Origin of the sequence: Devosia sp. Leaf420 (assembly GCF_001425445.1) — a bacterium.
Taxonomy (GTDB): Bacteria; Pseudomonadota; Alphaproteobacteria; order Rhizobiales; family Devosiaceae; genus Devosia.
Genome location: NZ_LMQU01000009.1, coordinates 1 through 24,444, shown reverse-complemented (window position 1 = coordinate 24,444; position 24,444 = coordinate 1). Strand labels below are relative to the sequence as shown.

Genomic DNA, 24,444 nt, shown 5'->3' with positions numbered 1-24,444 from the left:
TCCGCGGAGCACTGCCCCTTGTCCAAACTGGTTGTCTACACGCAAGTTGGTGAGATTCTTGAACTTGGCAGTTCTCGCGCATTTCCTTGCACGCTCGACGACGAGGTAAATTTCTCTCACAGACTTGGCGAGCTTGCGATCCTCGCGGAGCTGGGGCCTTCCTTCATGGCGGGCTACATTGCTCTGGGCGAAATCGACTTTTTCAGCAATGAGGGTGGGGAGAGCTATGTTCATCTCAAGAACATAAGCCCGTTCGCGGAGCCCATACCGTTCAGAGACCAAGCGCCGGCAGCGCCCAGAATCGATCAGATCCCCGATGATGTGTACGAAGAAATCATCTCAAAGGTCACAGGCATCAAAAACGCACAAGACGCCCTCGGCGCAAGTTTCATATCCGAGACCTTGGGCCGCGTGCTCGCGCAGGTCAAACGGGATCAAAGGGGCGTTTGTAGCTTCTCCGGCATCGCAACCGATAACGGCGTCGCCACCTTCATTCGTCCCATGCAGGACGGCGGAACACTGCACGTCAACAATCTGCTTTTCCTCGATAGCGAAGCATCTGAACTCTTCAAGACCTTCGACTGGACGATCGGTCCAAACCTGCAGATCGTCGTCGATTTGTTCGCCGCCACGCCCGACTTCGCGGCTACGGTCAATCCAAAGGGCAAGCTGCTTCTAAAAAGTCTGGCGGCCCTCGACCAAGACGCAGTGGCTTGGCACCGCCAGCAATTCATTGCCAAGCACCTAAGCGCTCCTTAGCCTCGATCACTCCGCCAACAAATACGTCGCCACCGCCGTCCGGTCTTCCGGGGTCCAGAACGATGTTCCATCGGCGATCACTTCGCCCATCGGGCCGCCGAGAACGTCGAAGCCCGGGGTGAAACCGTCCTGCAGTGTCTGGGCCAGTGTCTCTACGTCGTAGCCCGCTTCGACCAATGCCGCGCGCGTCAGCGCCGGTGCCTTGCCGCCGGTGCCGCCTGGCGAGCCGGCAAAGGCCTGGTTCCATTCGAGCGCACCCAAGGCATTGCGTGGCGTGTGGCAAGCGACGCAATGCGCCGGGCCGGTCGCGAGATATTTGCCGCGATTATAGACATCGTCGCGTCCAGCCTCCGGCTCGAAGCGATGCGGCGAGAAGAAGAGGTTCTTCCAGCCGGCCATCAGCAAGCGCACATTGAAAGGGAACGGGATTTGGCTCTGGGCCGCCGGCGTCGTCACCGGCTCGGTCGCCATCAGCGCCGCATAGAGATCAACGATCTCCTGGTCGCTCATCAGCGTGTAATTTTCATAAGGAAAAGCGGGGTAGAGGTGTCCCTGTGGCCCCATGCCGTCGCTCATTGCGGCAGAGAACTGCTCGACCGTCCAGTTTCCGATACCGACATTGGGGTCGGAGGTAATATTGGGCGGCACGAATGTTCCGAATTGCGTCACGAGCCCCGCGCCACCGGCCAGTTCCGCGCCGCCTGCAGCGGCATTGGTGTGGCAAGCAACGCAGCCGCCGAGACGCATGGCATACTGGCCGCGCGTCACATCGCCAGCCAGGCTCAGATCACGCGCTGGCCCCGTCACCGGCTTGAGGAAATAGGCGGCAGTTGCCGCTCCCACCACCACGACGGCCCCGAGGACCACCCAACGCTTTTTCATGACAAACCCCGGTTGACGCTAAAGCGATCACACCAGAGTGAGCGAAAAACCGCAATGGTATCAGTGGTCAACTGCGCGAGAGGACGGCATCGACTTCGGCGCGGGTTGGCGGCTTGCAGCCTTTTTGTGCGCAATTGAGCCCGGCGACCACGGCGCCGAAGCGCAGTGTCGTTTCAAGCGCCGCCTGATCGAGCTGTCCCAATTGGCCGAGCTTGAGCGCGCCGGTTTCGTGAAGCCAGGTCAGGATGCCTGCCATCAAGCTATCGCCCGCACCCACAGTGTCACCGAAAACCGGCGGCGCATAAATGCCGGCTTTGCCCTCGGCGACATTGGAAAACGCGCGCGAACCGTGCTCGCCGAGGGTCACCACGACCAATTCGCAGTTGGGCCGGTCGAGCAGCATTTTGGCGTGCTCTTCGATCGTCACACCGGGCTCGAGCCAGTCGTGATCTTCCTCGGACAATTTGATGATGTGGGCGAGATCGAGAAAATCTTCGAGGCGGCGGCGATAGCCGTCTTCGTCGTCGACCTTGCGCACATTGATGTCGAAGGAAATGGTGGCGCCACGCCCGATCGCCGCTTTTACGACCGGGAGCCACTTGGCCCAATCCTCCTCCAGCATCGGTGCAAAGCCACCGATCTGGTAAAGTTCGATCTCGTGCGGCAAGGCCGCCATCAGCCCGTCCTGGGTGAAAGCGCGATCGGCCCCACGCTCGAAGACGTAACTCGCCTGCATCTTGGCGTTGAAGGTGATCACGGCCTTGGTGGTGGGCTCCGCGACGCGGTCGGTCATCAGCAGGGTCACGCCAGCCTCGGCAAGAGGCGCGAGCAGCATGTCGCCATACTGATCCGTGCTGATGGGGCACAAAAATCCGGTCTCGTTGCCGAGCTTGGCAAGGGCAATGGCGCAATTGAAGGGTGAGCCGCCGGGCAAGGCCAGAATTTCGGCGCCCGGCTCTGCCGATACCGGCACCAGATCAACCAGACTTTCCCCACCCACAACAAACATCGCGCGCTCCTCAGCCGTTCGGCCAGCCCTTAGCACTTTCTGGCGGCCTCCCGCCAGCCGCTTCCTGCGTGCAACCTATTGGTCTGATGCAAGTCTGGCGAAAGGCAAACAAGCGCCGCCATCCCCTCAAGCTTAGGGCCGCCGCGCGACGAGATCGATCTCGACCAAAGCGCCAACGGCCAGCGCTGTCACGCCCACAGTCGTTCGCGCCGGCAGCTTTCCCGGCTCGAAGAATGTCGGCCAGAGGGCATTGAGCGCGGCATAATCGCGTTCGAATTCGGTGAGATAGATCCGCGCCATGGTCACGTCGGCAAGGCTGAGACCGATGCCACCCAGCACGATTTTCAGGTTCTCGACCACCCGCTGCGTCTGCGCCTCGATTCCCTCCGCCAGCGGCGCATTCGGCGCCGCGGGATCAGTCGGCATCTGCCCGGTGACGAAAACAAAACCTTTGGCTTCGACCGCATGGCTAAAGGGCGCCACCCGCTGCGGGCCGGAGGCGATCATGTGATGGAGAATATCGCTCATCAGTAGCGCACCTGATCCGCAGTCTCGGAGAGATAGGGCTGCAATTTCTCCCAGCTCACCCGCGCCGTCGGCGCGCCATAGGCATAGGCCGAAACTTCATAGGGCTCGAATTGCAGGATCAAAGCATAGGGGTCGGAGAGATCCCAACGCGAGGGATCGGCGACTGCATCGGCGATATAGGACGTATCGTCCAGCATCAGGTTTTCGCCATGCTCGTCCTTGAGCGCGTCGACGGTGAGATCGAGCAGCGCGGCCTGCCAGCGCTTGCCGGTGAAAATATCCTTGGCCTCGAGGGCCCGATCTTCTTCGCGGAGATAGTGCAAATAGGTCAGCCCATAATTGCCGTGGGCCGCCCCGTGGCCATACCAGTAAGTGGTGACATCGAGCGAGATCTGGTTGCCACCGACCTCCTTCACCTCGATGGAATTGCTGGTGTCGCTCGTCGCATCGGATTCGACGTCCTGCTCGGACCCATCCCCACCGGCAATGTCGGAAAGCTTATTGGCTTCCGCCTCGACGAACGTGTTGAACGCCGCCGCGAATGGCTCTTCGGCATCGAGCTGCACGTAGCTCAATTCGTGCTGAGCCACCGCCCATGGTGCGTCTTCCTCGTCCTCGGCGTTGGGATCGGGCATGGCCGCATAGTGCGCCCGCGGGTAAAACCGCATGCCATTGATCATGCGGCTTGATTCCAAAACGCCGCTGCGGCCGTTGAACAGGTTGATCAGGCACTGCTGCGCGTTCTCGCCATAGGTGCCGGTCGTGAGCGGCTTTGCATCCGGCGAACAGGATTGCTGCGCAAAATCGAGCCAGGCGCGCTGGTCGTCGCGGACCCCGGCCAAGGCCTTGTCGGAAAGCCCACCAATCGCCGTCGCATAGCTCTTCGCCAGCCGCTCGTCCGCCGCCGAAAGCCCGTCGCTTGCACAGATGGCTTTTTCGAATGGTGTCGACGCCTTGGCGCAATCAAAGCTCGCCGCCTGCACCGCAACATTGGGCAAGGCTGGCGTGACGGAAAGGGCGAGGGCAAGCAGAGCGAGGTGACGAGACATTCCCATCCTCCGGAATTGACTGGCCCCGATTGGCCCCAGTTCCGTCCGCCCCGTCAACCCCCGCCGCCACACTCAAGCCGAGAGAAATGTCTGCGCCGCCAGCAGCTCTTCCTGCCGGATTTCATGCCCGCCTTCGTGCCAGACGAGCTCCGTTCCGGCGCCATTGCCGCGAAAATAGTCGGCCAGTTTTTCCGTCATTTGCGCCGGCGCAATCGGATCGCGCCGGCCCGCGGTCAGCAGCACCCGCCGTCCGGAGAAATCGGCCTTTTGCGGCGCAAAGGGAATAAGCGGATGCATCAGCACCGTAGCATCGAACAGGTCCGGCGCCGCAAATTGCACCGAGGCGAGAATATTGGCGCCATTAGAATAGCCGAGCCCCAAAACCTTCGAGGGTTTTCGCGCCGCGATCTGCTCGCGCACGAATTTCGCCATGGCTTCGGTCCGCTGTGCCAAGTCGGCCATGTCATAGACACCTTCGCCCGTGCGGCGGAAATAACGCAAAGCCCCCTGCTCACTGACATCACCACGCGGCGCGACGCGCGCAGCATCGGGCACGAGTTGCGCGGCAAGCTCGAAGAACTGGTTTTCATCTCCGCCCGTGCCGTGAAAAAGCAGGATCAGCGGAGCCTCAGCCGTGCTGCCTTCGGCGCTGCGGAATTGGTATGAAGCCATAATGCGTCTCCTTCTTTGTCGTCCCACCGATATCGGCAGGCGCACAGACAAGGCAATCTCCGCCTCCCGCCACGCTCCGTTGCCGATTCCGAAACAATCCTCTGGCTTTGCAGGTGGCGCCGCCTTTGGCTAAGGTGCGCCATGTTCCTTTCAGTCTTTGACGTCTTCAAGATCGGCATCGGCCCCTCGAGTTCCCACACCATGGGTCCGATGTCCGCCGCTGGACGATTTCTGTCCGAACTCAAAGACGGCAATTGGCCCCGCGCTCGCAGCGCCACGCCGGCCGCCATTACCGCCAGCCTTCACGGCTCGCTCGCCTTTACCGGCATCGGCCATGGCAGCGATCGCGCCGTCATCCTGGGCCTTGCCGGTGAAAACCCACGCGACATCGACCCAGACCGCATGGACGCCATCATCGAAGAGGTCCGGCACAGCGGCCGCATCAATCCGCCCGGTCACCCCAGTTATCGCTTCCGGCCGGCCGTCGATCTCGTCCTCGATACCAAAAGTCCCCTCCCCGGCCATCCCAATGGCATGCAGTTTTGTGCCTTCGATACCGATGGCCAACTGCTCCTCCGGCGCGCTTATTTTTCCATCGGCGGTGGTTTCGTCGTCAGCCAGGACGAATTGTCGGCCCTCAAAGCTGACACCGCGCCGCCGCAGGACACCCCTTGGCCCTTCGCCAATGCGGCCAAAATGCTCGACATGGCCCGGCGCTCCGGCCTCTCCATTGCCGCCATGAAGCGCGCCAATGAGGAAGCGCGACTTTCCCGCCAGCAGCTCGACAAGGGCCTCGACGATATCTGGTCTGCCATGACCAATTGCATCGATCGTGGCTTGGCGCAGGACGGCATCTTGCCCGGGGGCTTAAAAGTCCGGCGGCGCGCCAAGGCCCTCCATAGCCAACTCGCCGCCCGCTGGCAGCGGAATGAAATCGACCCCTTGAGCGGCAATGATTGGCTCAGTCTTTTTGCCATGGCGGTCAATGAGGAAAACGCCGCTGGCGGCCGCGTGGTCACCGCCCCGACCAATGGCGCCGCCGGCGTCATCCCCGCGGTGCTGCGTTATGCCGTGCAATTCCAGTCCGGCATGGGCCAGGCTGCCATCCGGGATTTTCTGCTGACCGCCGCCGCCATCGGCGGCATCCTCAAGCACAATGCCTCGATTTCGGGCGCCGAAGTCGGCTGCCAGGGCGAAGTCGGCTCCGCCTCGGCCATGGCCGCCGCCGGCCTCTGCGCCATTTGGGGCGGCAGCCCCGAGCAAATCGAAAACGCCGCCGAGATCGCGCTCGAACATCACCTCGGCATGACCTGCGACCCCGTCGGCGGCCTGGTGCAAATCCCCTGCATCGAGCGCAACGCCTTTGGCGCGGTTAAGGCCGTCACCGCCGCCTCCCTCGCCCTCAAAGGCGACGGCATCCACGCCGTCCCCCTCGACGCCTGCATCGAAACCATGCGCCAGACCGGCCTCGACATGAGCGAAAAATACAAGGAAACCAGCCAAGGCGGCCTGGCGGTCAACGTCGTCGCCTGCTGACGAGACCATTTAAAGTCGCGCAGCGACACCTCTCCCTCTGGGGAGAGGTCGGCCGAAGGCCGGGTGAGGGGGCCTTCGGCAGACGCTGCGGTCAATTCCGCCCGAACTCATCCTCGATGCGGATGATATCGTCTTCCCCGAGATAAGACCCGGTCTGCACCTCGATCAGTTCCAGCTCGATCTTGCCCGGATTNTCAATTCCGCCCGAACTCATCCTCGATGCGGATGATATCGTCTTCCCCGAGATAAGACCCGGTCTGCACCTCGATCAGTTCCAGCTCGATCTTGCCCGGATTCGCAAGGCGATGGGTGCAGCCAAGCGGCAGATAGATGGACTGGTTTTCGCTGAGCATCGTCACAGTGCCATCGACCGTCACTTCGGCCGTGCCGCGCACCACGATCCAGTGCTCGGACCGGTGATGGTGCTTTTGGAGGCTCAGCTTCTTGCCGGGCTTGACGAACAGCTTCTTCACCTGGAAGCGCTCACCCATCAGGATCGACGAATACCCGCCCCAAGGGAGCATCGTCACAGTGCCATCGACCGTCACTTCGGCCGTGCCGCGCACCACGATCCAGTGCTCGGACCGGTGATGGTGCTTTTGGAGGCTCAGCTTCTTGCCGGGCTTCACGAAGAGCTTCTTCACCTGGAAGCGCTCACCCATCAGGATCGACGAATACCCGCCCCAAGGGCGGTACGAGGTCTTGTGCGTCTCGGTCAGCGCCCGCGTCGCAGCATCAGCTTTCAGTGACTTGGCAATCGCCCCGACATTCTGCGCCTGGCTCAGCCGGCCAACGAACACGGCGTCTTCCGTCGCGATAACCGCGACATCATCAAGTCCATCGACGACGACATGCGCCGTCTCGCTGACCACAAGCGTATTGGTGGTATTGGACAACCGCGCCGGACCCGTTACGGCATTGCCGTTCGCATCCCGCTCCTTGCCCTTCCACACCGCATCCCAGGCACCGAGATCGGACCATTCGAACGAGACCGGCAACACCGCTGCCTTGCTGGTACGCTCGAAGATCGCATAGTCGACCGAGATATTGGGCGAAGCGGCAAAAGCCGTCTGATCGAGGCGGATGAAGTCAAGATCGCGCTTGGCCGCCGAAACCGCGCCCCTGGCCGCGGCAAACACATCCGGCGCCAGCTTCTCGCACTCGGCAAGGAACACCTTGGCAGGCAGCATGAACATGCCCGAATTCCAGGCAAACCCGCCCTGCGCCAGCATGGCCTCAGCCTTTTCAAGGTTCGGCTTTTCGACAAATGCCTGAACCTTATGCGCGCCATGGCTTAGGCCATCCCCGATCGCGATATAGCCATAGCCGGTTTCCGGCCGATCCGGCGTGATCCCAAAGGTCACGAGATGCCCGTCGCGCGCTGCCAGCGCCGCATTGTCCACCGCGCCGAAATATTCGGCGCTCGCTGGAATGAGATGGTCAGATGCCAACACTGGCATTCTCGTCCTGGCTCACCGCAACCTGCGCTGCCGCCGCAATCGCCGCCGCCGTATTGCGCGCCACCGGCTCCAGCAAGATCGCGCCAAGCGCAATCCCCCGCTCCTGCGCCTGCTCGGCAACGAGGAAGCGATATTCGGCATTGGTGATGACGATCGGCGCGCCATAGCGCCCGGCATCTTTCACCCGTTCCAGGCTCTGCTGAAACAGGCTCGTTTCACCCACAAGGTCGATAAACTGCTTGGGCCGCGCCGAACGCGACTTCGGCCACAAACGCGTACCCTGGCCGCCAGCCAGAATGACAGGAATAACGACGCTCACGCTCAACCTCGAAAGTGGAATGCTGATGATCCTAAGAGCACACTAAGGCTCGACCCGCAATTCAGCTAGGCAGATGTAGTTAAAGCCTGCGCTGAGCTACGCGCATGACTTCAAACACAGCCGCACGTCAGGATTGTTACAGAGCGGAAAAGGAAAAGCCCAAAAGACTGATGTCCTGTGGGCTTTTTTGGTTGCGGGAGCGCGCAACAGTCGTGCCCCTACATTCGTATTGGCCTCATAGTGTAATATCGGAAGTCGCTAAGCCTGTTGAAGTGGAGGTCTTCATTGCTGCGTCTTCCTGGTTGAGCGCCAGCTTTGACCCTTGCTGGTCGCAAAATTGCCGTTCCCAAAAGCACACTCTCTAAGAGAGACTTGATGATATTGCCCAGTGAGACAACAGGGTGTAGGAAGCGAATTAGTTAGAGCGTCGCCACGGTTTGAGGAACCCCGGCCAGCTACAGCAGCCTTCCACCCGTACCCGCGCTATCTGGTGCGTCGCATTAAGGTAGTCAATGTGCTCCCGCGCCAACCATCGATTAGCGCGAGCCCGAGCACTTGTCGTCGGCCTGTGAGACCACGCATCCAACCATTTTATATAGATGCAACATATCGAAGTGCTTGCATACGAATTTCGGTTTGAACTGCAGTATGAAAAAGCTGAAAACAGCGCTTGTTCTTATTTTAGTCAGCGTCGCGCTCGTAGTTTGGAGTGTGGTTCTGCCAATCGTCGGCCTGCTATACTTGGTTGGCTACTTGCGTAATTAGATACAAACGCAACGATCTTGCCATGCATTTCGCGCAGTGGAGCCCTTAACTACGCCGCGCTACCGAAATTGATAGCCGGACAATACTGTGCACATAAGATTATAGGTTTGTTAGAGGGCGCATCGTTGAAGTTGATTGTTCCTGTCATTCTGGCTGGCGGCCAGGGTACGCGTTTGTGGCCGAAGTCGCGTTCGGCGCGGCCCAAGCAGTTCATCGACCTTGTGGGTGAGACGAGCCTGTTTCAGCAGAGCCTGGAACGGGTGAAAGATGCGGGACGCTATGGCGCGCCGATCGTCATCACCAATGCCGAATATCGCTTCCTCGTTGCCGAGCAGGCGCAGGAGCGGGGGATTGCGCTTGGCGCGATCCTGCTTGAACCAGTAGCGCGGAATACGGCGGCAGCGATCGCGGCGGCAGCGCAGGTGGCGGTGAGCCAGGACGAGAATGCCATCATTCATGTGTTGGCATCTGACCATCTCATTCCAGCGAGCGCCGAATATTTCGGCGCGGTGGACAATGCGGCGCTGGCAGCGCGCGACGGGCATCTCGTGACCTTNCATGTGTTGGCATCTGACCATCTCATTCCAGCGAGCGCCGAATATTTCGGCGCGGTGGACAATGCGGCGCTGGCAGCGCGCGACGGGCATCTCGTGACCTTCGGGATCACGCCGGATCGCCCGGAAACGGGCTATGGCTATATCGCAATCGGCGATAGCTTGAGCCATGGCGCGCATAAGGTTCAGGCTTTCGTCGAAAAGCCGAGCCTGGAAAAGGCCGAAGCCATGCTCGCGCAGGGTGGGTTTGCCTGGAATTCGGGCATGTTCATGCTGCCGGCCAAGGTGTTCCTTGCGGAATGCGAGAAGCTGGCGCCGGATGTGTTTGCCGCGGCCAGGGGCGCGGTTTCGGCGGCCAAGCGCGATCTTGACTTCATCCGCCTCGATGAGACGGCTTTTGCCGCTTCGCCCAATATCTCGGTCGACTATGCGATCTTCGAGCGTACCAGCAAGGCAGCGGTGTTGCCGGTCTCGTTCGAATGGTCCGATCTCGGTGCCTGGGATGCGGTGTGGAAGGGCAAGGAGCGGGATGCGAACGGCAATGCCGTAACGGGTCCGGCGCGGTTGTCCAATACGACCAATACGCTCGTCGTCAGCGAGACCGCGCATGTCGTCGTCGATGGGCTCGATGATGTCGCCGTCATTGCGACAGAAGACGCTGTGTTCGTTGGCCGGCTGAGCCAGGCGCAGAATGTCGGGGCGATTGCCAAGTCACTGAAAGCTGATGCTGCCACGCGCGCCCTGACCGAGACCCACAAGACCTCGTACCGGCCTTGGGGCGGGTATTCGTCGATCCTGATGGGTGAGCGCTTCCAGGTGAAGAAGCTGTTCGTCAAGCCCGGCAAGAAGCTGAGCCTCCAAAAGCACCATCACCGGTCCGAGCACTGGATCGTGGTGCGCGGCACGGCCGAAGTGACGGTCGATGGCACTGTGACGATGCCAATCCGGGCAAGATCGAGCTGGAACTGATCGAGGTGCAGACCGGGTCTTATCTCGGGGAAGACGATATCATCCGCATCGAGGATGAGTTCGGGCGGAATTGAGGCGCATAATAGCCTTCAATGGGTGGGGAATTATTTATCTCCGCGCCCATTGCCTAAGCGTTAACAAATTCGCCACCAACGAATGCATGGTATCTATGCAAAAACCCTGGGCAGGAAAATACCCAACGATTCAAGGCTCTTCTGCGATGTCGCGCGCTAACCATTTGACGAATTGAGATAAGGCCAGGGTTCTCCAAGCTTTGCTTTATGTGTAACTAATCTCATGTTTATTTGGGGACAGTAATATGCGCATCACAATGATTGGCAGCGGCTATGTTGGCTTGGTCAGCGGTGCCTGTTTTGCGGATTTTGGTCACGACGTGACCTGTGTGGATCTCAATGAACAAAAGATTGCGGCCCTCAATGATGGGATAATCCCGATCTTCGAGCCAGGCCTCGAAGCTTTGGTTGCGGAAAATGCCAAGTCAGGTCGCCTCAAATTCACTACTTCATTGGCACCAGCTGTCGCAGAAGCCGATGTCGTCTTTATCGGCGTTGGAACACCTTCGCGGCGTGGCGATGGACACGCTGATCTGTCCTATGTTTATGCCGCCGCCGCAGATATCGCGCGGGCTGTTAAAGGGTTCACCGTAGTAGTGACCAAGTCCACCGTACCAGTAGGAACGGGCGATGAGGTTGAGCGTATCATACGAGATACTAACCCGTCCGCGGATGTAGTTGTCGTTTCAAACCCTGAGTTTCTGCGAGAAGGCGCGGCGATTGATGACTTCAAACGTCCTGACCGAATCGTTGTCGGACTGGAGGATGAGCGCGCGCGGGGAGTTATGACTGAAGTCTATCGTCCACTTTATCTCAATCAGGCACCGTTGATGTTCACCGGTCGTCGTACCGCTGAGTTGATAAAGTATGCCGGAAATGCCTTCTTGGCGATGAAGATCACGTTCATCAATGAAATATCAGATCTGTGCGAACGCACTGGCGCCGATGTTCAGGACGTGGCGCGCGGCATCGGCTTGGATGGGCGTATCGGGAGCAAGTTTCTGAACGCTGGCCCGGGCTACGGTGGTTCGTGTTTCCCCAAAGACACTTTGGCGCTCGTCAAAACGGGTCAGGACTATGACTCCCCGCTGCGGCTTGTGGAAGCGACTGTTGAAGTAAATGACCGCCGCAAGCGCGCGATGGGTCGCAAGGTAATTGCTGCCGCTGGCGGCAATGTTCGCGGCAAGACGATCGGCATTTTGGGCCTCACCTTCAAGCCGAATACAGACGATATGCGTGACGCTCCATCAATTGCTATCATCCAAACCCTACAGGATGCCGGCGCAACCATCCGCGCTTACGATCCTGAAGGCATCGAGATGTCGAAGTCTGTGATGCAGAACATTGAATATGCAAAGGACGCTTATGACGTTGCTGCCGGATCGGACGTCTTGGTCCTAGTAACTGAGTGGAATGAATTTCGATCTCTAGATCTCGCACGCATAAAATCGACAATAAATGAACCTATTTTTGTCGATCTGCGTAATGTCTATCGCCGTAGAGAAGTAGAGGCAGCTGGCTTCGTTTATCACAGCGTAGGCCGACCGGTCGCGCACGAGCACGCTGATAAGGTTGCTGCCGCAGAATGAAGATACTGGTCACTGGTGCCGCGGGCTTCATTGGGTTTCATTTAAGCCAGCGACTGTTGGCCGGCGGCCATCAGGTGCTTGGCTATGATGGGATGACAAAATACTACGACGTGTCTCTTAAAGAGGCGCGTCTGGCTATCCTGCAGCGGTCAAATGCCTTCAGCTTCGTTGAAGCGATGCTTGAAGATAAGTCATCGCTGGACGAAAGCACCGCAAGGTTTGATCCTGAAGTCATAATCCATTTGGCTGCACAAGCAGGCGTTCGCTACAGCCTTGAAGCGCCTGAGGCGTACATTAGCGCAAATGTGGTAGGCACGTTCAACATTCTGGAACTAGCCAAAAAACTCAAGCCCAAGCATCTTTTAATAGCATCAACCTCATCCGTTTATGGAGGCAATGAGAAGATGCCCTTTGAAGAGGCGGACCGCACCGATTTTCCCGTCTCACTGTACGCGGCAACAAAAAAGGCCTGCGAAGCGATGAGCCATTCCTACGCTCATCTTTTCAAAATACCGACCACATGTTTTCGGTTTTTTACAGTCTACGGGCCATGGGGTAGGCCAGATATGGCACTCTACAAGTTTGTGGATGCCATTGAGCAAGGTCGCCCTATCGATGTTTATGGCATGGGCCAGATGCAACGGGATTCGACTGCAGTAACTGATCTGGTTGAGGGCATAACCCGACTTATTGATGCGGTACCCCAGGAAGGTAACCCTATAACAACCACGAAGGATTCGTTATCGCCTGTAGCGCCCTGGCGGGTCGTTAATATTGCCGGCGGCCGTCCCACTGCCCTACTCGATTTCATAAGTGCAATTGAGAATGTCTTGGGTCGGCCTGCGCTTAAGAATATGTTGCCCATGCAGCAAGGTGATGTAGTTTCAACTTCTGCTGATCCGAGTCTATTACAAGCCCTGACCGGGTTTGTACCAAATACCAGTATAGAAAAATGCGTGCAGGATTTCGTTGAATGGTACCGCACATACTCTCTTCAATGAAATTTCAATGAAATAACTTCGGGGGCAAAATGAAAAAGGCTTTGATTACGGGCATTACTGGACAGGATGGTTCCTACCTTGCCGAACTATTGCTTGAAAAAGGTTATGAGGTTCATGGCATCAAGCGCCGTGCCTCGTTGTTCAATACTCAGCGCATCGATCACATTTATGAGGATCAGCACGTAGAAGGCGCAAAGATGACCCTTCATTACGGCGATCTTTCCGACACTTCAAACATTACACGTTTAATCCGTGATATCGAACCAGACGAAGTCTATAATCTTGGCGCTCAGTCGCATGTAAAGGTTTCCTTCGAAGCACCTGAATACACCGCAGATGTTGACGGGATAGGCACCCTGCGGATGCTTGAAGCCATCCGCTTTCTTGGCCTTGAACAGAAGACACGCTTCTATCAAGCATCGACATCTGAACTTTATGGACTTGTGCAAGAGATTCCGCAGCGCGAGACAACGCCATTCTACCCGCGTTCGCCTTATGCTGTGGCGAAACTTTACGCATATTGGATAGCAGTGAATTATCGTGAGTCTTATGGAATGTATGCCTGCAACGGCATCCTCTTTAATCACGAAAGTCCGCGCCGCGGCGAAACCTTCGTCACCCGTAAGATAACGCGCGGGTTGTCAAATATTGCTCTTGGTCTCGAGAGCTGCCTCTACATGGGCAACATTGATGCCCTGCGCGACTGGGGCCACGCAAAGGACTACGTCCGCATGCAGTGGATGATGTTGCAACAAGACGCTCCTGAAGACTTCGTCATCGCTACGGGTAAGCAATTTTCCGTGCGCGAGTTCATTACTTGGGCGGCTTCAGATCTTGGCATCACACTCGAGTTCACCGGTTCAGGGATCGATGAGATCGGCACTGTGGTGAAGATTGAAGGGGACCTGGCGCCCAATGTGAAGGTTGGCAATGTACTGGTAAAGATCGACCCTAAGTATTTTCGCCCGGCAGAGGTGGAAACCCTGCTAGGAGACCCGACGAAAGCAAAAGAAAAGCTTGGTTGGGTGCCAGAGATAACCGCTCGAGAAATGTGCCGCGAGATGGTGGAATCCGACCATAAGGCCGCTCGTCGTTACGCCCTCCTCAAGTCACACGGCCTCGATCTCCCGGTCAGCGTCGAATAGCACCCCGAGCACCGCGACCATCAACCAGCGTGAGAGATGAGATGACTTTTGATTTAAACAGGAAACGCGTCTGGGTTGCTGGGCACAGGGGAATGGTCGGTGGCGCAACAGTGCGCCGCCTCAAGTCAGAGGGATGTGAGGTAATCACCGCAGGTCGCGAGACCGTGGACCTAAAGCGACAGGCCGAGGTTGAAGCCTTCTTAAGGGACGCTCGTCCAGATGCTATTATCATGGCGGCGGCCAAAGTAGGCGGCATTTTGGCTAACGACACGCGCCCGGCAGAGTTTCTGTACGATAACATCATGATTGAGGCGAACATCATCGCCGCTGCACATGATAATGATGTTCAGAAATTCCTCTTTCTTGGCTCGTCGTGCATCTACCCGAAGTTTGCATCTCAACCGATCTCTGAGGACTCACTTCTGACGGGGCCTCTCGAACCAACTAACGAATGGTATGCGATTGCAAAGATAGCCGGAATTAAACTGGCTCAGGCCTACCGTAAGCAGTACGGCCGAGATTACATCTCCGCCATGCCCACGAACCTTTACGGTCCCGGCGACAACTTTGATTTGCGATCAAGTCACGTGATGCCGGCAATTATTCGTAAGGCACACGAAGCTAAGATCCAGGGCGCAAAAAACATCACCGTGTGGGGAACAGGCCAACCACGCAGGGAATTTTTGCATGCTGATGACTGCGCAGACGCTTTAGTGTTTCTGCTCAAGAACTACTCTGGAGACGAGCACGTCAATGTCGGATCTGGTGAAGATATTACGATATTGGAGCTCACCCAACTTGTCTGTGACGTTGTAGAATTCCGTGGCGAAATAATTCACGACCTCACGAAGCCAGATGGAACACCTAGGAAGCTCATGGACGCAAATAAATTGCGCTCGATGGGCTGGGCTCCTGCGATTGCCCTGAGAAATGGAATCGAAGAAACTTATTCCTGGTTCAAGGAAAACAGTCCAGAGGCGCAGACTGTATGAGAGTCCTTATTCTCGGCCTTAACTACGCACCAGAAAAAGTCGGGATCGCCGTATACACCTCCGGCATGGCAGAAGCACTGGCGACGCACGGCCACCAAGTCCAGGTCATTGCAGGTCAACCATACTATCCCGCTTGGGCCATTTTCGAAGGATATTCGAGAATTTGGTACAAGAGGGGAATAGAGAACGGCGTTGATGTGACGCGTGCGCCACATTATGTTCCTTCTCGACCAAGTGGTGCAAAGCGTTTAGTCCATCATGCATCTTTTGCTCTAACAGCGCTCGTTCCCACTATCCTTCGTGCGTTGACTTGGCGTCCCGACGTTATCCTTACCGTTGCTCCATCCCTCGCATCCACACCGGTTGCCCTTCTCGCAGCCAGGCTGTCTGGCACGCATTCTTGGCTACATGTCCAAGATTTCGAGGTTGAGGCCGCGTTTGTGACCGGATTACTTGCAGAATCATCACTTCTTGGGAAATTTGCTGAATCATTCGAGAAGTTTATGTTACGCAGCTTCGACAGAGTAAGCACTATTTCTCCACAAATGGTGCGCAAACTACTAGAGAAGAAAACCAAGACTTCCAGCGTAATAGAATTTCGGAATTGGTCGGACATAAAAAACATTTACCCACTGAATGCGGCCTCCGCACTTAGGGAAGAATGGAATATAACAACGCCCAATGTCGCCTTGTATTCTGGAAACATCGCAAATAAGCAAGGCATTGAAATAATTGTTGAGGTTGCGAAGTTACTATCGAATCGGAAGGACTTAACCTTCGTGGTTTGTGGTGAGGGGCCAAATCGCTCTACTCTTGAACAGCGGGCCGCTGGACTGGATAATATCCGATTTTATAATCTACAACCTGTTAGCCGTCTAAACGATGTAGTGAATTTGGCTACAGTGCATCTACTTCCCCAACTGGCAGGGGCTGCGGATCTGGTACTGCCAAGCAAACTGACCAACATGCTAGCCTCTGGCCGGCCCGTTGTAGCCAGCGCAGCCGCCGGCACCGGCATTGCCAGCGAGTTGGAAGGATGCGGAATCTGCACGCCGCCTGACGACGCAGAGGCGATGTCGAAAGCGATTTCTTACATTCTCGACAACCCGACACAATACTCCGCTATGTCGATGAATGCCAGGAAACGCGCGGAAGAAAGGTGGGCCAAGGATGGAATCTTGGACGCCTTCGAGACACAATTAGATCAACTCGTCACGCGTGTCGGCGCCCTTTGAAGCTCCCGATCGATCAACTACCCGGCCTGCAATGCAGGCCGGATTGATGCATCTGACTTTACTGATTTACGCCCATTCTTCTGTATCCTTATGAGAACAAAAGAAACGGCAATTATGGCCAACTCAAACCGGAATGTTGTCCTAATTGAATAGTTGGGCATGATATATAGAACATAAATAGACGCGATGTTTAACATTATCGCTGTTAAGAAGTCGCATTTCACGAAAACTCTCCAGCTCATTCTAAGCATGCTAAACAGTGCTACGGCATATAAAAGTTGGTAAAAAATGCCAAAGTGCACGACTTCACCAAGCCCACCCATTGGTACGTGCAAAGCGAATTTGGCTTTATCTGCCCCCATAATGCCGTCGAATCCATCCATTGATGATAGCAGCGGCGAGAATGACAATAGCTGATAATTTTCGCTAAAAACGGGCGCTATATCAATAGAGTTAGCTAAATTTAATGCAAATTCCAAGGCATTAATGGCTGAACCTGACAGATATGTCCCAATCTCTGAAATATTTGTTTGGGCGATATTGTCGAGAACAATCGACATGCCGAACTCTCCTCGTCCGCGGCCATTGATGACCACTGCGAAAAAGAAAAACCCCAGCGCGAAACACAGATACGAGTATAGAGATCCCTTTTTTCTGATAACAATGGACGCAACTGCGCTAAGGAATAGATAAAGCGGAACCCACCTAGAGTTACCAGCAAGCATAATAGTAAAGGAATATATAAATAGAAAAAATGAAAATGCTGCAAAAAAGTAACGTCGGACTGCGACATAGAAGGTTGTTACTACGATTGCGGCCAGTCCCACTACACGCATCAGGATATGGTAAACTTCCGTTATAGGGTCATTCAGACCAAGCTCCTCTGGGGTTTTGATGGCCAGGTAGCTTGTGTTGTACCAAAGTACGCTTCTATCGATGGAGGCGAAGTGGAAACACGTAACGATGACAAAAAATGCTATTATCAACGCCGCTGCAGGCGAAGACATCACTCGATCAATCTGCCCGCCGCGAGTAAACTCTTGTCTTAGAACGGACCTTGTTCTGCCTCTCTGCATAGCCCTGACATTGGGAGACCCAATCATAGAAGCTATCGAGACAACGTTTAACAGCAGGACTACTATATAGACCTGTAACTGAATAGATGAGAGCCCCTCCATCGGCATGGCGGAAAAATAGCTGCCAGCGATAACGAAGTCGTACTTATCCAGTCCATTCAAGCAAACGATGTATAAGCAGATGCATGCCGCCATATTGTGCAAAACAAAAAACGACAGCGCGCTTATGAGCGGCATACGCTGAAGGACGATAAGGCTAGTTAGCGCAATCAGTCCTAAAGCAATGATTTCGGTCATTGCAACCATTCCTGCAGTTCAGCGAAGTGACCCAAAGCTGGCTTGCTTACCAACTTTAGGGCCGCTTGTTGCTCGTCGCGCAAACCGCTTATGTTTTCAAAGAAATTTTGAATAGCTCTGTCTGACAGATCTGCAGGATCCCAATAGCTACTTTTCTGTAGCCCAAGCTGAGTTAGCTGTTCGAAAACCTTCCCTCTCCCACCCAAGCACACGTATGCAGCCCCCAAACTCATTCCGCATATACCTAGATGAAGCTTGGAAGAAATGACTGCTGCACTATCATTCAGCAGCTGAAGGGTTGCCTGAGTCCCCGCGTATGAAACGTGAGGGACCACTTCATATTTCCACTCGTAATTAAGGCCATAATCCGCGAAGTGCGTATCAAAGGTCATGACCTCGATATTTGAATATGCACCTGAAATATCGACTATGCGTGCGCCAATATCTGCATAGCGTTTATGGAGGTTGAGTATTACCCGCGGCTGTTTCTCTACGATGGGCTTAAGGTTGAACAGATCACTGGTTGCCAGTAGAACGTCGGGCACAAATTTTGCTTTTTTTCCGAGCGATTCCATAAGCCGAACGTCTTTCTCCAGGCGAACGGTGCAGTTTCTAAATGCTTCACTCTGCAAAACAAACCGACGAAAAAAGGATATTGTGTTGGGAGAAACGGCACCGTCACTGCCAATCGATACGGCATATGCGGGCCGGGAGTATCGCTTCAGAGCACGTGCGAGTGAGAAAAAACGAAGTTCTATCGCTCTTGCCTTCGGGTTTAAGAAGGCTCTCAAATACTGCGCATTCTTAAGAACGGCTCCGCCCCCCATCACTACAACATCGCACCAATTGACTAGGTCGTCGATATTGCGCTCGGTTGTCAGGCCGTATTTTAGGCACTCACGCTGATCAAGGTCAAACACCGTAACCTGGTGGCCCATCTCCTGCAGTTGAGACCCGAAGGCAGCAGCCATCAAATCGTCGCCGAAGTTGCCCTGCTGATATGCACCCCAAAGCGCAATTTTCACTTCATTTCCCCGATATCAGGTAGAGGCAGTATATGGATCCTGCCAATTGAACGATATTTGTTATGTAAGATCCCAGAACCAAGGCATTAACACCAAGGCTTCCCACATAAAAAGCAGAGAACGCTAATCCTGCGCCCACGGCCACGTAGTTTACCGGAACCATTGTCGAAACACGGCCAATTGAATGCATTGTTTGAGCGATAGCGCCCGAAAGGGCTGGGACAATTACAAGAGGGGCGAAAGGCAATAATATCCGGAGTGCCTGTCCGATATTCTCTAAAGCAGTACCTTTGAACATAACAGGCGCCGCTAACCCAAATAGCGCAAATGCCCCTGCAATAATAACTGCTGTATATATACTTTTCGAGTGAACTGCTAATGCAACTTTTATCAACTGACAGAAAGGCATTCTGTTCGATAGCTTCCGTATAGCTCCCGGAAACTCTAGGCGGCGTACTAATAGTGAAAAACTGTTGGACGCATTCAGTATATTTCGTGAATATACGAAGGACCCTGCTTCCGTTGCGGGCAAAACACCAGCCGCTAGGCCCATTTGAACGCGGTTAGTAATCTGACCCGGCAACCAACTTACAACTATCGCTCCCGATTGCTTAAACACGTACGCTAAATCGCGTTTGTTAAAGCTCAGAAGTTCAAGCTTGGTGCTTGCGCGGTGTGTCGCGAGAAGCTGGAGCATCTGCCCAACGATCAAACCTGAACCATACGAAAGACCTAGACCTGTAGCGAGCCATGCCGTCGACCAGTGGTAGGGAACTAGAAGCATATATGCCCCAGACACCAACCAGGGAGGACAAGATATCAACCCCGAAAATCCTTGCCAGCCGTGAGCGTCGACTAGACCGATCTTATTAAAACACCATGGAAGGGTACATGGAAGAAAAGCCAATAAACTAATCACCGCAAACTGCGTCATCCAGCCAGCCCGCAGAGCGATTAGCGCTGATCCTGCTATAGCCATCAATACAGTCAGACGCACTACGACGAGCGCAGAGAAAATCGCGTTAGCCCTACTCTGAGAAACCTTACGTTGCCGGACACGCACAACGAGGCGCGTTAGAAATGTTCCACCGCCAAAATCAATTAGCTGCACACAGAGCGTAAAGCTGGTGAGCGAAAGACCAACGTTTGCAACTAAAGAGAATTCACCCTTACTTAGTATAAATGACGAGACAAGAAAAAACGTCCCCTGGCCTATTACAAATGAAACGAGTAAACCCAGAACATTAAATAACCTCACGAATCATACTTCTCTTCGCGATTGATCAGCATTCTCACCATTCGCTCGTACCGAAGCTTGTCCTCAGCAATCTCTCGTTGGAGATCGTCTCTGATTTTGATAGCGCGGTCACGAAGGTCATCTTCCTTTAGTGTGGAGAGAACCGTTTCAGTGGCAGCATCAGCAAATATCTCAATGGGTATTGATTTGCCCCGCACCCCTGGGAGCATTTCAGGAATACAGCCATTAGTTGTAGCAATGACTACGCATCCGGCGGACAGAGCCTCATAAACAACGTTTGGAGCGGCTTCTAATGGATAGCGCGTAGGGAATAAAAAGAAGCGGCAACGATTATAAAATAACTGCTTTTCTTCGCCATACAGAGGCCCATAGTATTGGAAGCTTTCTCCATATTTTGACTTTAGGGCGTCAATTCGGTCCTTTACCTCAGTATCGATTATTGGACCACCCAGGTGAAGTGTAACTTCACTAGACTTACTATGCAGATTCTCAAACAAATCACATACGTCAAAAAAACCCTTTTCGCGACACAAATTGCTTAAATGACCAACTGCGTAATTCTGTTTAATTCCCAAATCTAAGTTAGTTAATTCTACATAGTGGGAATTTCCAACTACTATATTATTTTTTGTGCCATATCTTTTAACAAATTTGTCTTTCATTCCTTCAGAGAGAAATACGTTTAACGCACTTCTTCCGCAAACTTTATTTATGATACTTACAAATTGACTATGATTATCGATATATAGGAACGTCCGATGATGTAGAATTGTGTTCCTGTTTCTAATTTTCGCAAGTACGCAGTGGAATGCTGTGTATATTATTCCTAAACCACCATCAGGTACGATATAAACCGGTCCCGATTTCCCAAACAGGATTTTGAATGCCGCCTTTAGGTTCACCTTTGCCCGTGAGAAGTGATAACCTCTGCCTCTTGCATGGCTAATTGTCGGACCAGATGTGTTTAGTTTACGGACATCTAAGCCCCGGCCACTAAGATCTTGCGCGAAGAGGGCGTTATTTTTAGCAGCGCCGGTAACTGGGGGTGGAAAACCACCCAAGATGTGAACGGTTATCGACAAGGGAGCCCCTCTGCAGTGCTTTTCTCAACCAGCCTAACACCACAATAAGGTCTGAGAAGCAAACCCAATAGGCGGGGTTAGTTAAGAGCTGAGATGTCGCAATAGCATGGCTTCGCGTATTGCTTGCGCTTGACACATCGGAGGTGGCCTAATTTTCGAGATCGCGTCGCATATAAGGTGGGTCCTTCTTTTCGAAGTACCTATCCATACGGTCTGTCAGCCGTTTTACCGCGTCATCGACCCTGTTAACCGCCTGTGTTAGTCCACCCTCTGTCGCAAAATTCTCTGCAGCATAGAGCTTATGTGCTTCTAGTGATCGCCGAAGCTCATCCTCTGCAAGCTTGGCGCGGCTCTCGACCGCGCCAACGAGTAAACCTACATCTTTTTCGAGTTTATCGATCGCAGCGTCGCGCTTGCCAAGCTCTGTCAGTACCCAGCTCACTATACGCCATCCGGTGATCAGTGCGACAGATACCGTACCCGCCATCCAAATCAGCACTTCCCATGTGACGGTACCTGTCATTAGTCAGCTAGACCTTCAGCTTGGTCCGCATGGAACGTAAGCGCCAAGGCGCCCCCGTCTGACGCATTGGCTTGAGTTGGATTATTTGCACGTCTGATTTGATGACGGTGTGAGTTTCTATGTCTGCTCCTATGCCCAGTGATAGAAGTTTCCAATTGCTAGAGGTGGTGCCGGGCGTAAGCGCCAAGGCGCCCCCGTCTGACGCATTGGCTTGAGTTGGATTATTTGCACGTCTGATTTGATGACGGTGTGAGTTTCTATGTCTGCTCCTATGCCCAGTGATAGAAGTTTCCAATTGCTAGAGGTGGTGCCGGGCCGGATGGACAGCAGTCCTGCGGTATCGCGGCGCAATTGGCCCGATGAGACCAAGGCTCGTATCCTTGAAGAGGCGCTTGCCCCGGACGCAAACGTGTCGGCAGTAGCGCGCCGATACGGAATGTCGCCCTCGCAATTGTTCGGCTGGCGGCGCAAAGCCTTTGCCAAAGGCCAGGTTGAGCGGCTTGAGACGCCGAGCGAGGAGCATGCTTGCTCGGGCGGGACTGTCGAGATCGAGATCGCAGGTGCCATGATCCGGGTTGGCCCGACAGTCAGCGAGGATCACCTGCGCCGGGTCCTGCGCGCTGTTCGGTCCGCATGATCCCCTCGGGCGCCAAGGTGTTTTTGGCCAGCCATCCGGTCGACTTCAGGAAAGGACCTGATGGTCTGGTCGGTCTGGTGCGCGACGCAGGAGCAGACCCGTTCGACGGCTCGCTCTACGTTTTCCGGTCAAAGCGCGCTGATCGGGTCAAGATCGTGTGGTGGGATGGCACGGGTTTGTGTCTGTACGCCAAGCGGCTGGAAAAGGCGGCGTTCTGCTGGCCGCGGATCGGCCACAGCCGGGTCCACATGAGCCATGCGCAACTGCTGGCGCTGGTGGAGGGTATGGACTGGAAACGGGTGCACGCGGTGACTGAGAGCCGGCCGCAGTCGGCTGGGTAAAAGCCTGCGGCAGACTGACTCACTGACGCGAAATCCCAGGCAATCCGGGGTGTTTTGTGCCACAATGCGTCATGGCTCCGACCGATCCACAACAGCTCCCAGACGACATTGACGCCCTTAAGGCGATGATCGCTGCTGCCCATGCCGAGATCGCTGAACTCAAGGTCATCAACGCCACGGCCGACGAGCGTATCGCGCGACTGACCTCGATCGTCGCCATGCTGCAGCGCGCCCAATACGGCACGCGCTCTGAACGGCTACGCCACGACCCGCTCAACGATGAGCAGATGGCCTTCGTGTTTGACGAGATCGAAACCGGCATTGAGGAGATCAAGGCTGGGCTGGAAGCACGCGACAGGAACAGTACCGCTCCCCGTCCGTCGCGGCCGCGAAAAGGCTTTGCTCCACACCTGGAGCGCATCGAGCAGGTCATCGAGCCCGAGGTGCCGGCCGACTGCGTTGGTCTGGAAGCTGTCTGCATTGGCGAAGACGTCTCCGAACGGCTCGATGTGACCCCGGCGACGTTCCGCGTCATCGTCACCCGTCGTCCCAAATATGCCTACCGGCTGGCTGACGACGAAGATCGCATCGTGCAGGCGCCGGCGCCCCATCACCTGATTGTCGGCGGCATCCCCACCGAGGCGCTGCTGGCCCAGGTGGCAGTCAGCAAATATGCCGATGGCTTGCCGCTCTATCGACAGGAAGAGATTTACGCCCGCGATGGCGTGGAGCTGGACCGCTCGCTGATGGCCCAGTGGATGGGGCGGCTGGGCTTTGAACTCGAACCGCTGGCCCAGTACGTCCTTCACACCATCAAGCAGGGCGAGCGGATCTTCGCCGACGAGACCCAGTTACCGACCCTGGCGCCGGGCTCGGGCAAGGTAAAGACCGCCTGGCTCTGGGCTTATGCCCGGGATGATCGGCCGTTCGGTGGATCAGGACCACCCATGGTAGCCTATCGGTTCGAGGACTCTCGGTCCGGCGATTGCGTCGCCCGGCATCTGGATGGTTATCGCGGTATCCTGCAGGTCGATGGCTATACTGCCTATAATCGGCTGGGCAAGGATCGCGGCGCCAATGATGCCATGACCCTGGCCGGGTGCTGGGCCCATGCGCGGCGCAAGTTCTTTGATCTGCATGCAAGCGATGCCTCGCCCTTTGCCAGCGCCGTGGTGAAGGCCATGGCCCCGCTCTGGGCCATCGAGGAGGATATCCGCGGCCACAATGCCGAACTGCGCGCCAGCGTACGGGCAGAAAGATCACGTCCCATCGTGGACGAGTTGTTCAACATGCTGGACCGGGAGCTGCCGCGCCTGTCAGGCAAATCCAAGCTGGCCGAGGCCATCCGCTATACCCTCAGTCGCCGCGTCGCACTCGAACGCTTCCTTGCCGATGGTCGTATCGAGATCGATTCCAACATTGTCGAACGCGCCATCAGGCCCCAAACCATTACCCGCAAAAATGCTCTCTTCGCCGGATCGGATGGTGGTGGCCGGACGTGGGCCACGATCGCCACGCTGCTGACAACCGCCAAGATGAACGGCGTCGATCCAAATGCCTGGCTCGCCGACACGCTCGAACGCATCGCAGGCGGCTGGCCAAACAGCCAAATCCCAGACCTCATGCCATGGAACTTCAAGCCCTAACGGCCTCGCCTACGCGCTTAC

General features: G+C 55.5%; 23 protein-coding genes and 2 pseudogenes. 12 read left to right on the top strand and 13 right to left on the bottom strand.

Annotated elements, in window-relative coordinates:
* Window positions 1–18 precede the first annotated feature (18 nt).
* The gene (locus tag ASG47_RS04615; RefSeq protein WP_061907578.1) at window positions 19–759 is read left to right on the top strand and encodes a hypothetical protein; all 741 of its coding nucleotides are present in this window, start codon (window positions 19–21) and stop codon (window positions 757–759) included.
* 6 nt (window positions 760–765) lie between these two features.
* On the opposite strand, the gene ASG47_RS04610 is transcribed toward ASG47_RS04615, so the two are convergent.
* From ASG47_RS04610 to ASG47_RS04590, 5 genes are all read right to left on the bottom strand, one after another.
* The gene (locus ASG47_RS04610) at window positions 766–1,641 is read right to left on the bottom strand and encodes a c-type cytochrome (RefSeq protein ID WP_061907577.1); all 876 of its coding nucleotides are present in this window, start codon (window positions 1,639–1,641) and stop codon (window positions 766–768) included.
* A gap of 67 nt (window positions 1,642–1,708) precedes the next feature.
* Entirely contained in the window at window positions 1,709–2,650 is a 942-nt protein-coding gene (locus ASG47_RS04605) for a PfkB family carbohydrate kinase (RefSeq protein ID WP_061907576.1), read from the bottom strand.
* Window positions 2,651–2,782: 132 nt separating this feature from the next.
* The gene (locus ASG47_RS04600) at window positions 2,783–3,178 is read right to left on the bottom strand and encodes a RidA family protein (RefSeq protein WP_413813448.1); all 396 of its coding nucleotides are present in this window, start codon (window positions 3,176–3,178) and stop codon (window positions 2,783–2,785) included.
* Window positions 3,178–4,227 (bottom strand): DUF3298 domain-containing protein, encoded by a 1,050-nt coding sequence (locus tag ASG47_RS04595; RefSeq protein WP_061907575.1) that lies wholly within the window; start codon window positions 4,225–4,227, stop codon window positions 3,178–3,180. The genes ASG47_RS04600 and ASG47_RS04595 overlap by 1 nt, the downstream gene beginning before the upstream one ends.
* Before the next feature lie 72 nt (window positions 4,228–4,299).
* A complete protein-coding gene (locus ASG47_RS04590; RefSeq protein ID WP_061907574.1) occupies window positions 4,300–4,899 on the bottom strand; it encodes an alpha/beta hydrolase in 600 nt (199 codons plus the stop codon).
* Window positions 4,900–5,040: 141 nt separating this feature from the next.
* On the opposite strand from ASG47_RS04590, the gene ASG47_RS04585 reads away from it, so the two are divergent.
* On the top strand, window positions 5,041–6,435 hold the full coding sequence (locus ASG47_RS04585) for an L-serine ammonia-lyase (protein ID WP_061907573.1): 1,395 nt from the start codon (window positions 5,041–5,043) through the stop codon (window positions 6,433–6,435).
* A 91-nt stretch (window positions 6,436–6,526) separates the two neighbouring features.
* Here ASG47_RS04585 and ASG47_RS21300 read toward each other — a convergent pair whose 3' ends face one another.
* The 3 genes from ASG47_RS21300 to ASG47_RS21290 form a co-directional block, all read right to left on the bottom strand.
* Window positions 6,527–6,595, bottom strand: coding sequence for a hypothetical protein (locus ASG47_RS21300; RefSeq protein ID WP_413813451.1), 69 nt, complete (start codon window positions 6,593–6,595; stop codon window positions 6,527–6,529).
* A gap of 34 nt (window positions 6,596–6,629) precedes the next feature.
* On the bottom strand, window positions 6,630–7,895 hold the full coding sequence (locus tag ASG47_RS21295) for a mannose-1-phosphate guanylyltransferase/mannose-6-phosphate isomerase (protein ID WP_413813447.1): 1,266 nt from the start codon (window positions 7,893–7,895) through the stop codon (window positions 6,630–6,632).
* On the bottom strand, window positions 7,876–8,214 hold the full coding sequence (locus ASG47_RS21290) for a sugar phosphate nucleotidyltransferase (protein ID WP_413813446.1): 339 nt from the start codon (window positions 8,212–8,214) through the stop codon (window positions 7,876–7,878). Before ASG47_RS21290 ends, ASG47_RS21295 begins: the two co-directional genes overlap by 20 nt.
* An 890-nt stretch (window positions 8,215–9,104) precedes the next feature.
* Here ASG47_RS21290 and ASG47_RS21030 point away from each other — a divergent pair.
* The 7 genes and pseudogenes from ASG47_RS21030 to ASG47_RS04550 all read left to right on the top strand — a co-directional run.
* A pseudogene (locus tag ASG47_RS21030) lies at window positions 9,105–9,535 on the top strand (sugar phosphate nucleotidyltransferase); the annotation flags it as partial.
* Between the two features lies 1 nt (window position 9,536).
* Window positions 9,537–10,576, top strand: a pseudogene (locus ASG47_RS04575) (mannose-1-phosphate guanylyltransferase/mannose-6-phosphate isomerase); the annotation flags it as partial.
* Window positions 10,577–10,821: 245 nt separating this feature from the next.
* Entirely contained in the window at window positions 10,822–12,165 is a 1,344-nt protein-coding gene (locus ASG47_RS04570) for a UDP-glucose dehydrogenase family protein (protein ID WP_061907572.1), read from the top strand.
* Window positions 12,162–13,166, top strand: coding sequence for an SDR family NAD(P)-dependent oxidoreductase (locus tag ASG47_RS04565; protein WP_061907571.1), 1,005 nt, complete (start codon window positions 12,162–12,164; stop codon window positions 13,164–13,166). The genes ASG47_RS04570 and ASG47_RS04565 overlap by 4 nt, the downstream gene beginning before the upstream one ends.
* Window positions 13,167–13,195: 29 nt before the next feature.
* Entirely contained in the window at window positions 13,196–14,311 is a 1,116-nt protein-coding gene (gene gmd / locus ASG47_RS04560) for a GDP-mannose 4,6-dehydratase (protein ID WP_061907570.1), read from the top strand.
* A 41-nt stretch (window positions 14,312–14,352) separates the two neighbouring features.
* Entirely contained in the window at window positions 14,353–15,303 is a 951-nt protein-coding gene (gene fcl, locus ASG47_RS04555) for a GDP-L-fucose synthase (RefSeq protein WP_061907569.1), read from the top strand.
* Complete coding sequence (locus tag ASG47_RS04550; RefSeq protein WP_061907568.1) at window positions 15,300–16,538, top strand: WcaI family glycosyltransferase; 1,239 nt, start codon at window positions 15,300–15,302, stop codon at window positions 16,536–16,538. Before fcl ends, ASG47_RS04550 begins: the two co-directional genes overlap by 4 nt.
* A gap of 17 nt (window positions 16,539–16,555) precedes the next feature.
* Here the strand turns inward: ASG47_RS04550 and ASG47_RS04545 are convergent, their stop codons facing one another.
* The 5 genes from ASG47_RS04545 to ASG47_RS04530 form a co-directional block, all read right to left on the bottom strand.
* A complete protein-coding gene (locus tag ASG47_RS04545; protein ID WP_061907567.1) occupies window positions 16,556–17,911 on the bottom strand; it encodes a hypothetical protein in 1,356 nt (451 codons plus the stop codon).
* On the bottom strand, window positions 17,908–18,936 hold the full coding sequence (locus ASG47_RS04540) for a polysaccharide pyruvyl transferase family protein (protein ID WP_061907566.1): 1,029 nt from the start codon (window positions 18,934–18,936) through the stop codon (window positions 17,908–17,910). The genes ASG47_RS04545 and ASG47_RS04540 overlap by 4 nt, the downstream gene beginning before the upstream one ends.
* Window position 18,937: 1 nt before the next feature.
* Window positions 18,938–20,194: a hypothetical protein gene (locus ASG47_RS20580; RefSeq protein WP_156463992.1), complete on the bottom strand. Its 1,257-nt coding sequence runs from the start codon at window positions 20,192–20,194 to the stop codon at window positions 18,938–18,940.
* Window positions 20,191–21,276 (bottom strand): glycosyltransferase family 4 protein, encoded by a 1,086-nt coding sequence (locus ASG47_RS20575; RefSeq protein WP_156463991.1) that lies wholly within the window; start codon window positions 21,274–21,276, stop codon window positions 20,191–20,193. The genes ASG47_RS20580 and ASG47_RS20575 overlap by 4 nt, the downstream gene beginning before the upstream one ends.
* 148 nt (window positions 21,277–21,424) lie before the next feature.
* On the bottom strand, window positions 21,425–21,799 hold the full coding sequence (locus ASG47_RS04530) for a hypothetical protein (RefSeq protein WP_061907564.1): 375 nt from the start codon (window positions 21,797–21,799) through the stop codon (window positions 21,425–21,427).
* A gap of 319 nt (window positions 21,800–22,118) precedes the next feature.
* On the opposite strand from ASG47_RS04530, the gene ASG47_RS21185 reads away from it, so the two are divergent.
* From ASG47_RS21185 to tnpC, 3 genes are all read left to right on the top strand, one after another.
* Window positions 22,119–22,436 (top strand): transposase, encoded by a 318-nt coding sequence (locus ASG47_RS21185; RefSeq protein ID WP_274532518.1) that lies wholly within the window; start codon window positions 22,119–22,121, stop codon window positions 22,434–22,436.
* A complete protein-coding gene (gene tnpB, locus ASG47_RS04520) occupies window positions 22,433–22,777 on the top strand; it encodes an IS66 family insertion sequence element accessory protein TnpB (protein ID WP_061907562.1) in 345 nt (114 codons plus the stop codon). The genes ASG47_RS21185 and tnpB overlap by 4 nt, the downstream gene beginning before the upstream one ends.
* A 71-nt stretch (window positions 22,778–22,848) precedes the next feature.
* The gene (tnpC, locus tag ASG47_RS04515; protein ID WP_061907561.1) at window positions 22,849–24,423 is read left to right on the top strand and encodes an IS66 family transposase; all 1,575 of its coding nucleotides are present in this window, start codon (window positions 22,849–22,851) and stop codon (window positions 24,421–24,423) included.
* Window positions 24,424–24,444: the final 21 nt, after the last annotated feature.

Bases quoted from the DNA above. Each gene is read 5' to 3' on its own strand.
- ASG47_RS04610 (WP_061907577.1), bottom strand. From the start codon at position 1,641: ATGAAAAAGCGTTGGGTGGTCCTCGGGGCCGTCGTGGTGGTGGGAGCG.
- ASG47_RS04605 (WP_061907576.1), bottom strand. From the start codon at position 2,650: ATGTTTGTTGTGGGTGGGGAAAGTCTGGTTGATCTGGTGCCGGTATCG.
- ASG47_RS04600 (WP_413813448.1), bottom strand. From the start codon at position 3,178: ATGAGCGATATTCTCCATCACATGATCGCCTCCGGCCCGCAGCGGGTG.
- ASG47_RS04595 (WP_061907575.1), bottom strand. From the start codon at position 4,227: ATGTCTCGTCACCTCGCTCTGCTTGCCCTCGCCCTTTCCGTCACGCCA.
- ASG47_RS04590 (WP_061907574.1), bottom strand. From the start codon at position 4,899: ATGGCTTCATACCAATTCCGCAGCGCCGAAGGCAGCACGGCTGAGGCT.
- ASG47_RS04585 (WP_061907573.1), top strand. From the start codon at position 5,041: ATGTTCCTTTCAGTCTTTGACGTCTTCAAGATCGGCATCGGCCCCTCG.
- ASG47_RS21295 (WP_413813447.1), bottom strand. From the start codon at position 7,895: ATGCCAGTGTTGGCATCTGACCATCTCATTCCAGCGAGCGCCGAATAT.
- ASG47_RS04570 (WP_061907572.1), top strand. From the start codon at position 10,822: ATGCGCATCACAATGATTGGCAGCGGCTATGTTGGCTTGGTCAGCGGT.
- ASG47_RS04565 (WP_061907571.1), top strand. From the start codon at position 12,162: ATGAAGATACTGGTCACTGGTGCCGCGGGCTTCATTGGGTTTCATTTA.
- gmd (WP_061907570.1), top strand. From the start codon at position 13,196: ATGAAAAAGGCTTTGATTACGGGCATTACTGGACAGGATGGTTCCTAC.
- fcl (WP_061907569.1), top strand. From the start codon at position 14,353: ATGACTTTTGATTTAAACAGGAAACGCGTCTGGGTTGCTGGGCACAGG.
- ASG47_RS04550 (WP_061907568.1), top strand. From the start codon at position 15,300: ATGAGAGTCCTTATTCTCGGCCTTAACTACGCACCAGAAAAAGTCGGG.
- ASG47_RS04545 (WP_061907567.1), bottom strand. From the start codon at position 17,911: ATGACCGAAATCATTGCTTTAGGACTGATTGCGCTAACTAGCCTTATC.
- ASG47_RS04530 (WP_061907564.1), bottom strand. From the start codon at position 21,799: ATGACAGGTACCGTCACATGGGAAGTGCTGATTTGGATGGCGGGTACG.
- ASG47_RS21185 (WP_274532518.1), top strand. From the start codon at position 22,119: ATGGACAGCAGTCCTGCGGTATCGCGGCGCAATTGGCCCGATGAGACC.
- tnpB (WP_061907562.1), top strand. From the start codon at position 22,433: ATGATCCCCTCGGGCGCCAAGGTGTTTTTGGCCAGCCATCCGGTCGAC.
- tnpC (WP_061907561.1), top strand. From the start codon at position 22,849: ATGGCTCCGACCGATCCACAACAGCTCCCAGACGACATTGACGCCCTT.